The sequence below is a fragment of the Variovorax sp. efr-133-TYG-130 genome (assembly GCF_030208835.1).
In the GTDB taxonomy this organism is placed as follows: Bacteria; Pseudomonadota; Gammaproteobacteria; order Burkholderiales; family Burkholderiaceae_C; genus Variovorax.
In genome coordinates, this window is record NZ_JARVTD010000027.1 from 39,214 (window position 1) to 50,848 (window position 11,635).

Genomic DNA, 11,635 nt, shown 5'->3' on the forward strand with positions numbered 1-11,635 from the left:
CGCCAGCTTCAGCCGAGCGCGGCCGGTGCCGGGGGCTCGACGGGCAGCGCGCGCTTGTGTGCGCTCTTGCGGTGCGTCGACAGGATGATTGCGCGCGCCTCGGCCGACACCGGCTTGCCTTCGAGGAAATCGTCGATCTGCTCGTAGGTCACGCCGAAGGCGTCTTCGTCGGGCTTGCCCGGCACCAGCGACTCGAGGTCGGCCGTGGGCACCTTGTAGACCAGCGAATCGGGCGCGCCCAGCAGCTGCGCCACCGCGCGCACGCGGCGCTTGTTGAGGCCGGTGAGCGGCGTGATGTCGGCCGCGCCGTCGCCGAACTTGGTGAAGAAGCCCATCAGCGCCTCGGCCGCGTGGTCGGTGCCGATGACGATGCCGTCGTGCGCGCCGGCCACCGCGAACTGCGCCACCATGCGCTCGCGCGCCTTGATGTTGCCGAGCACGAAGTCTTCGTGCGCCGCGTCTCGGAAGCTCAGGTCGCCGGCCTTCAGCGCGGCGAGCATGCCGTCGGCCGCGGGGCGGATGTCGACGGTGATGGTGCGGTCGGGCCTGATGACGGCGAGCGAAGCCTGCGCCTCGGCTTCGTCCTTCTGCACGCCGTAGGGCAGGCGCATGGCGATGAAGGTGGCGTCATGGCCGGTGGCGCGCAGCTTCTCGACCGCGCGCTGCGCCAGGCAGCCGGCGGTCAGCGAATCGACGCCGCCGCTGATGCCCAGCACCAGCGTCTTCAGGCCGGTCTGCTTCAGGTAGCTTGCGAGAAAGTCGACGCGGCGCTCCAGCTCGCGGGCGGCATCGAAGACGGGCGCGACATGCAGCGCCGCGATGATCTCGCGCTGCGTGTCGTCGACGGGGGTGAGGTCTGCGCTCATTGGTTTTGTCTGCGTAAGAAAGAGGTCAGAAATCCACGAGGCTGAGGCCGATGCTGAGCACCGTGCGCTTGCGGTTGTAGTCCACCAGCGTGTCGCCGTAGCCCGAGAACAGCTGCGTGTGGAAGCGCAGGTTGCTTTTGGTCGGGTCGCCGATGGCCTTGAGCCACTCGAGGCGGATCGAGCCGCGGCCGCTGTCGCGCAGGTTGTTGCGCACGGTCACGGCCAGCTGGTTGTCGCGGTCGAGGTTCCAGCGGCCTGTGACTTCGGCACGGCCGATGTAGTCGGCGATGTCGGGGTTGTCGTCCTTGGCGGCGCTCTCGGAAATGCGCTTCCAGATGCGGCCGGTGATGGTGAAGCGGTCGTCCAGTTCGGCGCCGCCCATCAGGTAGACGCGGTTCCAGCTGCGCGACAGCGGCAGGCTCTGGCCGTTCGACTGGTGCACGATGCCCAGGCCCGAATAGCGCCAGCGCCAGCCGCCGGGCAGCTTGAAGTCGGTCGGGTAGACATACATCAGCTCGGGTTCGTGGTCGGTGGTGCGGAACGGCCGCGAGATGGCGCCGTTGAACAGCTGCCAGGTCGACTGCTGCGTGTAGGCGAACCACAGCGAGTCTTTCCTCACCGGGTCGCCCTGCGTGAGCAGGCCCTGGGCGAGCTTGGTGCGCACCGACAGGCCGATGCGCATCTCGTTGGCCTGGTAGGCGACGGGCTGGCCGGTGTGGTCGGGCGACGGCGAGGTGGGCGTCTGCGGCTTGTTGGTGGCGGCCGAGACCGACACGGTGAGCGGCCGGTAGCCGCGAAAGCCGAAGGTGCCGCAGTCGGTGGCGTTCTCCAGCTCCCAGAAGCGCGACAGCGCCGAGTACTGGCGGTCGCGGCAGCCTTCGGTGGTGGCGACCGAGACCACGCGCGTGGCCGGGATCGTGCCGTCCACCGGCGGCTGCGTGCTCGCGAGCACCGGCGGCGCCACGGGCACCGACACCGAGGGCAGCGTCTGCTGCTGCGCCCAGCGGTCGAAGCAGGCCAGCCGCGCCTCGTTGTTGGCGCCGAGCGCGGCGCACTGCTGCCAGGTGAGCTGCGAATCGGCCAGCGGGCTCGCGGGCTTGTCGACGGCCTGCGCCTGCGCGCCGGCGGCGCCGCCCAGGCAGGCGGCCAGGGCGGCCAGCTCGCGCAGCCGGATGTGGGGTCGTTTCGTCGTCATGGCTTTTTTTCCTCTGGGGCGGCGGTCTTGCTGAGCACGAACGGGTGGGTGCTTTCATCCGTGGCGTCGCGCCACGTTCCTCTGAATTCGCGGCCGCAGGAGCCCTTCTGCAGCTTGCCGGACCAGACGCCGCTGATGGCGCGGCCGTCCTGCGACTCGTCGATGGAAAGCGCGCCCTCGTCGTCCACGTCGCCGGCCAGCTGCGCGATGCGCGCCTTGCCGGGACTGGCGCCGTTGCGCGTGATGGTGCCGCGCACGCCGTCGTAGTCGGGGTGCTTGCCCAGCTGCACCACGGCCGCCGCGGGCAGGCCGTCGAAGCGTGCTTCCCAGCGGCCGTAGAGCGACTGCAGCGGCAGGTCGCGCGCGTCGGTGGGGCAGTCGGGGTTGCCGCGCCCGGTGGCGCAGCCCGACAGCGCGAGCACGGCACCGGCCAGCAGCGCGGCCGGCATCGCGGTCTTGAGTTTCGTCGTCTTCATGATGATGCGGCGGCGGCCGCCTTGGCCGCGCTGTCCTGTGCCTTGCGCGCGAACTCGGCGCGCAGCGCCTTGAGTTTCTCGCGCGGGTCTTCCCGGGTGGTGGCCTTGTCCAGGCCCATCTCGGCGATGAAGCGGCTGGGCACGCAGGGCACCATCTCGCGGCCCTGCTTGCGCTTCTTGGTCCAGCTCACCGCCAGGCTGCGCTGCGCGCGCGTGATGCCCACGTACATCAGGCGGCGCTCTTCCTGCAGCCTCTGCAGCGTGTCTTCGCTGACCTTCTGCTGGCGGCCGTTGTCGTCGTCGAGCTTGAAGGGCAGGAGGCCCTCGCTCACGCCGATCAGCATCACATGCGGCCATTCGAGGCCCTTGGAGGCGTGCAGCGTCGAGAGCGTGACCACGTCCTGGTCCTGCTGGCGCTCGCTGATGGTGGACAGCAGCGAGATGGTCTGCGCCACCTCGAGCAGGCTCTTGCGTTCGGTCTCGATGGTGTTGTCGGCGCCCGAGGTGTCGTCGATGGTGCCGCCGGCGCGCTGCGACATCCAGTCGACGAACTCCAGCACGTTGGTCCAGCGCGAGGCCGCGGCCGACTCGCTGTCCTCGCCGTCGTAGAGGTGCTTCTCGTAGTCGATTTCCTTCAGCCAGTCGAGCATGAAGGTGCGCGAGTCTTCCGCGCCCATGGTGCGGCGCGCGCGGTATTCCAGGTCGTTGATGTAGCGGCCGAACTCGTGGATGCCTTCCAGCGTGCGCTTGGGCATCACGCTGGGCAGCGATGGGCTGAACAGCGCCTCGAACAGGCTCAGCTTGTACTGGCTGGCGAAGGTACCCAGGCTCGCGAGCGTGGTGTGGCCGATGCCGCGCTTGGGCGTGGTGATGGCGCGCAGGAACGCCGGGTCGTCGTCGTTGTTGACCCACAGGCGGAACCAGCCGCACAGGTCCTTGATCTCGGCGCGGTCGAAGAAGCTCTGGCCGCCCGACACCTTGTACGGGATCTGCGCCTTGCGCAGCGCCTGCTCGAACACGCGCGCCTGGTGGTTGGCGCGGTACAGGATGGCGAAGTCGCGGTACTCCTTGTACTGCTTGCCCTGCGTGGTGGCGTCGCCCGCGCGCAGGCTGACGATGCGCGCCACGGCGCGCTCGGCCTCGTGCTGCTCGCTGTCGGCGTCGACGATGCGCACCGGCTCGCCTTCGCCGAGTTCGGAGAACAGCGTCTTGGGAAACAGCTTGGGGTTGGGGCCGATCACGTTGTTGGCCGCGCGCAGGATGGCGCTGGTGGAGCGGTAGTTCTGCTCCAGCTTGATGACCTTGAGCGTGGGGTAGTCGACCGGCAGCTTGCGCAGGTTGTCCAGCGTGGCGCCGCGCCAGCCGTAGATCGACTGGTCGTCGTCGCCCACCGCGGTGAAGTGGCCGCGCTCGCCGGCCAGGGCCTTGAGCACTTCGTACTGGGTGGCGTTGGTGTCCTGGTATTCGTCCACCAGGATGTGGCCGAGCGCCGCCTGCCACTTGGCGCGCACTTCGGGGAATTCGTAGAGCAGCTTCAGCGGCATGCCGATCAGGTCGTCGAAGTCGACGCTCTGGTAGGCCTGCAGCCGCTCTTCGTAGCGGGCCATGATGCGCGCGGTGATGCGCTCGTTGTCGTCCACCGCGGCGGCCTCCGCCTGCGCGGCGTTCAGGCCCATGTTCTTCCACTTGCTGATGGTCCACTGCCAGATGCGCGCGGTGGCGATGTCGGTGGTGCCGCCGGCGTCCTTCAGGATCTTGGTGACGTCGTCGGAATCCAGGATGCTGAAGGCCTTCTTCAGGCCCAGCACCGCGCCGTCCTCGCGCATCATGCGCACGCCCAGTGCGTGGAAGGTGCAGACCACGACCTTGCGCGCGTCCTTGCCGATCAGGTCCTTGGCGCGCTCGCGCATTTCCGCGGCGGCCTTGTTGGTGAAGGTGATGGCCGCGATCCGCTGGGGCTCGAGCCCCGACTGGATCAGGCGTCCGATCTTGTGAGTGATCACCCGCGTCTTGCCCGAGCCCGCGCCGGCGAGCACCAGGCAGGGACCGTACATGTAGTTGACCGCTTCGAGTTGCGCGGGATTGAGTCCGTGAGACATTGGGGAGAGAAAGAGCCGGAAAACGCCCTGGGGAAGGGCATGCGCAAAGCGGGCAATGATACGGGGACGGCCTTTCCCGGGGTTGTAGGCCGGTGCCCCCGACAATCGGCATGTGCTGCCTGTATTTCTTGTTACTTTCCCTTTCTTCGCGTTAATCGCCGCCGGTTACGGCGCCGCACGCGCCCGCATCCTGCCGCTGGACGCGATTCCCGGCCTGAACGCCTTCGTGCTCTATTTCGCGCTGCCCTGCATGCTGCTGCGCTTCGGCGCGGGCACGCCCATCGGGCAATTGCTGGACGGCAGCGTGGCGCTGGTCTGGGGCCTGGGGGCGCTGGCCGTGGTGGCGGGGGTGGTGGCGTTCACGCGCAACGCCCGTGTCGGCTGGAACGACGCCGCGTTCGGCGCGCTGGTGGCGGCATTCCCGAACACCGGCTTCATGGGCGTGCCGCTGCTGGTGGCGATCCTCGGGGCGCAGGCTGCGGGGCCGATGATCATCGCGATCGCGTTCGACATGGTCGTCACCTCGTCGCTGTGCATCGGGCTGTCGCGGCTCGACGGCGTGGGGGCGGGCGCGGCAGGCGGCGGAGCCACGCAGGCGGCGCGCAAGGCGCTGCGCGGCATCCTGGTCAACCCGATGCCCTGGTCCATCCTGCTGGGCGTGCTGCTGTCGGCCGCGCGCTGGCAGCTGCCGGGGCCGCTGGAGCGCACCGTGGCCATGCTGGCCGATGCCGCGTCGCCGGTGGCGCTGTTCACCATCGGCGCGGTGCTGGCCCGCTCGGCGCTGCTGGCGCGCGAGCACGACGCCAGCGCGGCGGTGGCCGAGGCGCTGGGCACCGGCGTGCAGCCCGCGCCCAGAGCGCCGTGGGGCGACGTGCTGCCCGTGGTGGCGGTGAAGCTGCTGGTGCACCCGCTGCTGATCTGGGGGCTGGGCCTGGGCGCCATCGCGCTGGGGCTGCCGCTCGCGCCCGCCGCGCTGGTGGTGATGGTGCTGGTGGCGTCACTGCCGAGCGCCAGCAATGTGTCGATGCTGGCCGAGCGGTTCGGCGCCGACAACGGCCGCATCGCCCGGATCATCCTGTGGACGACGGTGGTGGCGTTCTTCAGCTTTCCGCTGGCGGTCGGCCTGCTCCACTGAGCCGGCGGGGCGCTAGGGCGTCAGCACGCCGAGCTTGTACGGGTCGGCATCGGGCAGGCGCTCGCATTTGGAGAAGTCGCGGCCCTGCGTGCCGTCGCAGTAGTAGGTGTTGTAGATGCGGCCGAAGAGCGACGGGCTGGCCGTGAATAGCACGCCGTGCTCGGGCTGCCAGTTGTCCCTGGGCGGCGGTACGCTGGCTTCCACCGGCGCGGCCGGTGCCTCGGCGGTGGTCGCCGCCGCCGTGGTCACGACGGCGGCCGTGACGGGATTGGGAGCGGGTGTGAAATCGGCCAGTGTCTTGTGGGCTTCGTCGCCGCGCCAGCGCACCGCGAGTTCTGCCGCCGTAGGCCGCGCCGCCACCGGCAGCATGATGCCGTTGACCTGCAGGCCGTAGCCGAAGCGGTGCGTCTTGCCCGCCAGGAAGGCATAGGCGCAGGCGGCCATGCACTGGCCCCGCACCTCGGTCTGCACGCCGCTGGCGCGGATGGCGTCGGCAAAGGCGCCGGCCGCCTCGGCGGTGCCTCCGAACGAGTCTTCGAAGACCACCGTGCGGACCGTGCCGCTGCCCAGTCGTTCGTTGAATTCCTGGATCGCGCTGCCGTCGAGCGTGCCCGACACCACCAGCCGGCTCCCCTGCAATTCCAGCTCGGCCGCGGATGCCGTGGATGCGCCGACGGCGCAGGCGAGGGACGCCAGGGACAAAACCCAACCAGAGACAGATGGCGGTTTCACGTCGACCCCCTTGCAATGAGCGAGCAAATTTGAATGCGTATTCCGCGCGGAGTTCGTGCGTTTACGCTGTAACAGCTTGAGTAGCGGCACGGCTTCCCGTCAATCTTTTTTTCACAAATTTGCGGGTAAGCCAGGGGTTGGCCGTAAGGCATAGCGGCGTCTACTGCTTCAGTTGAATGCTTGAGTTTGCAGAACCGCTGCTACAGTGGTTGCAAGTCAAAGATGTGAATGGGGCGCGCTATGGCAATACTGGTTCGCATCCTGTTGTGGTTCGTCTGGCTCGCCAGCGTGGGCTGGTTCTGGCATGCCGGCAAGTTCGGCACGGCCACCGCCATCGCGCTCGCCGCGCTGAGCCTGGTGGTGTTTGCCTGGCCGGTGAGCATCGCGCGGCGCCGTCATGACGAGCTGCGCTACGTCGACATGGGCAAGGAGCCCACGGGCTACCACTGAAAATCGCGGTTTGTTGGTTTTTTCAGGACGCCGTGCGCAGGCGTTCGAACTCGCGGCGCTTCATTGCCAGGTAGTCGTCGCGGTCCATTTCGTGCAACTGCTGGGCGTACTGCTCGGTCGCATCGAACCACGCACCGAGGCGCTGGTCGAGCTGGCCCGGCGCGGGGGCGTCCAGGTAGCTGTCGATCGCCAGGTAATAGCGCATGGTGTTGCGCTCCACCACTCCTCTCACGCCGCCGATGTAGGCGCCGCCCTGGCCCTGCTTCGTGAAGCCCACCTTGTCGCTGCCCAGCGTGGCCAGGTAGCCCTTCATCGCGAAGCGCGCGGCGGTGCCGTAGGCATAGGCATAGCTCAGGTGGATGGCGGTCTTGCCGTTGTCGGCCGGCGCGGCCTCCAGCATGATGCTGTAGTCGTGCGTGGAAAGCGGGCCGTCGGCCGCGCTCAGGCGCACGTTCAGGTAGCCGGCGTCGGTCTTGGCCAGGCTGTAGTCGAAGGCGATCTTCTGGGTGTCCGACAGCGGCTGGTCGAACTTGCGCCCGACGGCCAGCTCGATCTGGCTGCCCCCGTTTCTCACGGCGCAGCTCTTGGTGTTCAGGTGCAGCATCAGCACCTGGCACCAGGCGGCGGGCGTGCGCAACGCGCCGTTCACGCTGTTGAAGGGATGGTCCACCAGCGCGTAGATGTCGCCGCTCAGCCGGTCGGAGGCCTCGTTCGATTCGATGGCCAGCGGACGCTTGAAGGCGTTGCGCGCCAGCTGCGGCGCCAGCGCCTGGAGCTTGTCGCGCAATGCGCTCGCGTCCCCGGCCGGCGCGGCCGTCTGCGCGGGTGCCATTGCGGGAGCCAGCGACAGTGCCGCCGCCAGCAGCATGGCCAGCAGCGGAAGGCGGCGGGCCGTGTTCGTCATGTTCATGATCCGGTGGGCGGAATGGGTGTTCATGCCTGGCACCTTGGGCGCGCGCGGCGGAAGGCCTTGCAGGACAACTCGCTCAGATGCTGTGCGGATCCACGTCGACCAGCCAGCGGATCACGCCTTTTCCCTCCGGCGTGCGGCGCAGTTCGTGCAGCAGCGGCTGCCAGGCCGCCAGCAGCTTCTGCAGCGCCGCGCGCGAAGGGCTCTCTATCAGCATCTGCGCGCGCTCCACGTTGGCCACGCGCTGGATGGTGAGCGGCACCGCCGGATAGCGCGTGACCAGGTCCGCGCCCGGCAGCGCCTCGGCTTGGTCGGCGGCGATGTTCAGGAAGGCCTGCGCCACCGACTGCTCGCGTGCATCGGCCCGCAGCAGCGCCTGGAACGCGAACGGCGGCATGCCGGCGGCGCGGCGCTCGTCGAGCTGCTGCTGGGCGAACACCGCGTAGTCGTGCCTGCGCAGCGCCATGAACAGCGGGTGGTGCGCATGGTGCGTCTGGATCCACATCTCGGCCGTCGCCCCCTGCGCGGCGAGGTAGGCGGCGTCGCGGCCCGCGCGGCCGGCCGACTGCATCAGCAGGTTGAACAGCCGCTCGGGCGCGCGGAAGTCGCTGGAGAACAGCGCGCCGTCGGGGTTCACCGCGGCCACCAGCGTGATGCGGCGGAAGTCGTGGCCCTTGGCGATCATCTGCGTGCCGACCAGCACGTCGACCTCGCCCGAATGCACCGCCGCCAGCTGCGATTCGAGCGCGCCCTGCTTCTTGGTGCTGTCGGCGTCGATGCGCGCAATGCGCACCGCACCGCCGTCGGGCCGCTTCACGGCGGCGAACAGCTCGGCCAGGTGCTCCTCGAGCCGCTCGGTGCCGCGGCCCACGGGCGCGATGTCGGGGTTGCCGCAGGCCGGGCAGGCGCGCGGCACGCGTTCGGTGAAGCCGCAGTGGTGGCAGCGCAGCGTGCGGTCGATCTTGTGGAACACGCGGTAGGCGCTGCAGTGCGGGCATTCGCTCTTCCAGCCGCAGTCGCCGCAGGCCAGCACCGGCGCATAGCCGCGCCGGTTCAGGAAGATCATGCTCTGCTCGCCGCGCGCGATGCGCTGGCCGATGGCATCGAGCAGCGCGCCCGAAATCACCGTCTTGGGCGGCTGCAGGTTCATGTCGACCAGCCGCACCGCGGGCAGCTCGCCGGCGCCGATGCGCGAGGGCATGGCCAGCCGCACATAGCGCCCGCCCGGGTCGTCGCCCTCGGCGGGGCGGCTCTGGTGCCAGCTCTCGAAGGATGGCGTGGCAGAGCCCAGGATCACCTTCGCGCCTTCGCGCTGGCCGCGCCACACCGCGAGGTCGCGCGCCGAGTAGCGCGCGCCTTCCTGCTGCTTGTAGCTGGGGTCGTGTTCCTCGTCGACCACGATCAGCTTGAGCCCCGGAATCGACGCGAACACCGCCATGCGCGTGCCCAGCACGATGCGCGCCGCGCCGCTGTGCGCCGCCAGCCAGCTCGCCAGCCGCTGCGGGTTGGTCATGCCGCTGTGCAGCGACACCACCGCCTCTTCGCCGAAGCGGGCCTTGAAGCGGGCTTCGAGCTGCGGCGTGAGGTTGATCTCGGGCACCATCACCAGCGCCTGCGCTTCGGGCTCGCGCGCCAGCAGGTCGGCCACGCAGCGCAGGTAGACCTCGGTCTTGCCGCTGCCGGTGCTGCCGACCAGCAGGAAGGTGCCGCCGGCGGCCTCGATGCGCTCCAGCGCGGCGGTCTGCTCGGCGCTCAGCGCGATCAGGTTCGCCGATTCGGCCGTCTCGGCCACCGGTCCGGCCGTGGTCTTGCGCTTGAGCCGGCGCGCCAGCTGCGTCGTCGTCAGGTCGCGCAGCTGCGGCGGCAGGGCGGCCAGCGCGATCTCGCCGATGGAGCGCTGGTAGTAGCGCGCTGCAAAGGCCACGAGGTCGCGCCAGGCCTCGCCCAGCGGCGCCAGCGCGTCGAGCGCCGCGCCCACGGGCTTCAGCGCCATGTCGGGCTCGGCGCCTTCCAGCGAGACCGGCTCGTTCCAGACCACGCCCAGCACTTCGCGCTTGCCCAGCGGCACCCGCACCAGCGTGCCGGGCGGCATCGGCTCGGCGCCGGCGTAGCTCAGCAGGTCGCCCAGCGCGGCATGCGCGGGCGTCTGCACCGCGATGTCGAGCCGCCATGGAAGGGCCGGCGGGCTACCGTTCGTCGGTTGGCTTGTCCCGTCGAGGGGGAGGGCGGCGGTGGCGATTCGAGGTCCTTCTTGGCAAGGTTTGTTAATGCGGCTTTGAGCAAATCCGCTTAAGTCGTTGATTCTTCTGGGCTTTGGGCGCCATCCAGAGTTTCTGTGGATAACTTTGTTGACAAGCAGGCTCGTTACGTCGGCGAGCCTTGAAAATCAAGGCTCTCGCTGGATTGCCCGGAAAAAAAGCAAAAACCAAATCCTATATAAATCAATGACTTAGCGTCGCTATCGCTTTGGGAGCAAACAAGGTGCACCCCCGGACAATCTTGCGCAGTGCAGCACGGGTTTTGTGCATAAGTCAGACCCATATGCCGTTTTTGCGCTTGACAAACGGCCGCGAACCGACTTTTCGGATGCCGGGCGTCCGCACCGGCAAGCTCCCGCTCGATGACAGCCGTGTTAACCGCGCATGGCGCGCGAGTGGGCATGCACTGCCTTCACCAGCGCCGCCACATGTTCCGGCGGCGTGAACTGGCTGATGCCGTGGCCCAGGTTGAAGATGTGCGTCGGACCCTGGGTGCCGCGGTCGGTGTGGGGCTTGCCGAAGGCGTCCAGCACCTTCGCCACCTCGGCTTCGATTCGCGCGGGCGGCGCGAACAGCACGTTCGGGTCGATGTTGCCCTGCAGCGCCTTGGCCTTGCCGTCCGAGCCCTCGGCGACCTGCTTGCGGGCCGAGGCCAGGTTCACGGTCCAGTCCACGCCCAGCACCTGGCAGTCGAGCTCGCGCATGGCGTCCAGCCACAGCCCGCCGCCCTTGGTGAACACGATGCGCGGCACCGGCTGTCCGTCGGCGCCGTTGCGCTTCAGGCCGGCCAGCACGCGCGCGGTGTAGGCCAGGCTGAATTCCTGGAACGCGCCGTCGGCCAGCACGCCGCCCCAGCTGTCGAACACCATCACGGCCTGCGCGCCGGCGTCGATCTGGGCGTTGAGGTAGGCGGCCACCGAATCGGCGTTGACCGCGAGGATGCGGTGCATCAGGTCGGGGCGGCCGTACAGCATGCTCTTCACGAGGCGGTAGTCGCTGGAGCCCGCGCCTTCCACCATGTAGCAGGCCAGCGTCCACGGGCTGCCCGAGAAGCCGATCAGCGGCACACGGCCGTTCAGGGCCTTGCGGATCGAGGCCACGGCGTCGAACACGTAGCGCAGCTTCTCCATGTCGGGCACTTCGAGCGCGGCCACCGCCGCTTCGTCGCGCACCGGGCGCGCGAAGCGCGGGCCTTCGCCGGCCTCGAACGAGAGGCCCAGGCCCATGGCGTCGGGCACCGTCAGGATGTCGGAGAAAAGAATGGCCGCGTCGAGTTCATAGCGCGCCAGCGGCTGCAGCGTGACCTCGGTGGCGTAGTCGGTGTTGGTGGCCAGTCCCATGAAGCTGCCCGCCTTTGCGCGGGTGGCCACGTATTCCGGCAGGTAGCGGCCGGCCTGGCGCATCAGCCAGACGGGCGTGTGATCGGTGGCCTGGCGCCAGCAGGCTCGCAGGAAAGTGTCGTTTTGCAGTGGGGCGAAGGGCATTGCGACATTGTCGCAGGGCACCCCGTCCCT

At 68.9% G+C, this 11,635-nt stretch carries 10 protein-coding genes; 2 read left to right on the forward strand and 8 right to left on the reverse strand.

Annotated features, from left to right (window positions below; genetic code table 11):
* Window positions 1-8 precede the first annotated feature (8 nt).
* From nadE to QRN67_RS21280, 4 genes are read right to left on the reverse strand one after another with little or no spacing between them, the layout of a single operon-like run.
* A complete protein-coding gene (gene nadE / locus QRN67_RS21265) occupies window positions 9-866 on the reverse strand; it encodes an NAD(+) synthase (RefSeq protein ID WP_081268296.1) in 858 nt (285 codons plus the stop codon).
* A 25-nt stretch (window positions 867-891) separates the two neighbouring features.
* Window positions 892-2,061 (reverse strand): phospholipase A, encoded by a 1,170-nt coding sequence (locus tag QRN67_RS21270; RefSeq protein WP_285413447.1) that lies wholly within the window; start codon window positions 2,059-2,061, stop codon window positions 892-894.
* The gene (locus QRN67_RS21275; RefSeq protein ID WP_081268298.1) at window positions 2,058-2,537 is read right to left on the reverse strand and encodes a hypothetical protein; all 480 of its coding nucleotides are present in this window, start codon (window positions 2,535-2,537) and stop codon (window positions 2,058-2,060) included. The genes QRN67_RS21270 and QRN67_RS21275 overlap by 4 nt, the downstream gene beginning before the upstream one ends.
* A complete protein-coding gene (locus tag QRN67_RS21280) occupies window positions 2,534-4,636 on the reverse strand; it encodes an ATP-dependent helicase (RefSeq protein ID WP_081268299.1) in 2,103 nt (700 codons plus the stop codon). The genes QRN67_RS21275 and QRN67_RS21280 overlap by 4 nt, the downstream gene beginning before the upstream one ends.
* Before the next feature lie 112 nt (window positions 4,637-4,748).
* Here QRN67_RS21280 and QRN67_RS21285 point away from each other — a divergent pair, with 112 nt between their 5' ends.
* Window positions 4,749-5,771 (forward strand): AEC family transporter, encoded by a 1,023-nt coding sequence (locus QRN67_RS21285; RefSeq protein WP_081268300.1) that lies wholly within the window; start codon window positions 4,749-4,751, stop codon window positions 5,769-5,771.
* Window positions 5,772-5,783: 12 nt separating this feature from the next.
* Here the strand turns inward: QRN67_RS21285 and QRN67_RS21290 are convergent, their stop codons facing one another.
* Window positions 5,784-6,473, reverse strand: coding sequence for a hypothetical protein (locus QRN67_RS21290; RefSeq protein WP_285413448.1), 690 nt, complete (start codon window positions 6,471-6,473; stop codon window positions 5,784-5,786).
* A gap of 270 nt (window positions 6,474-6,743) precedes the next feature.
* Here QRN67_RS21290 and QRN67_RS21295 point away from each other — a divergent pair, with 270 nt between their 5' ends.
* Window positions 6,744-6,953, forward strand: coding sequence for a hypothetical protein (locus tag QRN67_RS21295; protein ID WP_081268301.1), 210 nt, complete (start codon window positions 6,744-6,746; stop codon window positions 6,951-6,953).
* A 22-nt stretch (window positions 6,954-6,975) separates the two neighbouring features.
* On the opposite strand, the gene QRN67_RS21300 is transcribed toward QRN67_RS21295, so the two are convergent.
* The 3 genes from QRN67_RS21300 to hemE form a co-directional block, all read right to left on the reverse strand.
* On the reverse strand, window positions 6,976-7,890 hold the full coding sequence (locus tag QRN67_RS21300) for a hypothetical protein (protein ID WP_285413450.1): 915 nt from the start codon (window positions 7,888-7,890) through the stop codon (window positions 6,976-6,978).
* 49 nt (window positions 7,891-7,939) lie between these two features.
* The gene (locus QRN67_RS21305) at window positions 7,940-10,021 is read right to left on the reverse strand and encodes a primosomal protein N' (RefSeq protein ID WP_503010939.1); all 2,082 of its coding nucleotides are present in this window, start codon (window positions 10,019-10,021) and stop codon (window positions 7,940-7,942) included.
* Between the two features lie 474 nt (window positions 10,022-10,495).
* Window positions 10,496-11,605, reverse strand: coding sequence for a uroporphyrinogen decarboxylase (gene hemE / locus QRN67_RS21310; protein ID WP_285413452.1), 1,110 nt, complete (start codon window positions 11,603-11,605; stop codon window positions 10,496-10,498).
* Between the last annotated feature and the right edge of the window lie 30 nt (window positions 11,606-11,635).

Bases quoted from the DNA above. Each gene is read 5' to 3' on its own strand.
- QRN67_RS21295 (WP_081268301.1), top strand. From the start codon at position 6,744: ATGGCAATACTGGTTCGCATCCTGTTGTGGTTCGTCTGGCTCGCCAGC.
- QRN67_RS21280 (WP_081268299.1), bottom strand. From the start codon at position 4,636: ATGTCTCACGGACTCAATCCCGCGCAACTCGAAGCGGTCAACTACATG.
- nadE (WP_081268296.1), bottom strand. From the start codon at position 866: ATGAGCGCAGACCTCACCCCCGTCGACGACACGCAGCGCGAGATCATC.
- QRN67_RS21270 (WP_285413447.1), bottom strand. From the start codon at position 2,061: ATGACGACGAAACGACCCCACATCCGGCTGCGCGAGCTGGCCGCCCTG.
- QRN67_RS21275 (WP_081268298.1), bottom strand. From the start codon at position 2,537: ATGAAGACGACGAAACTCAAGACCGCGATGCCGGCCGCGCTGCTGGCC.
- hemE (WP_285413452.1), bottom strand. From the start codon at position 11,605: ATGCCCTTCGCCCCACTGCAAAACGACACTTTCCTGCGAGCCTGCTGG.
- QRN67_RS21300 (WP_285413450.1), bottom strand. From the start codon at position 7,890: ATGAACACCCATTCCGCCCACCGGATCATGAACATGACGAACACGGCC.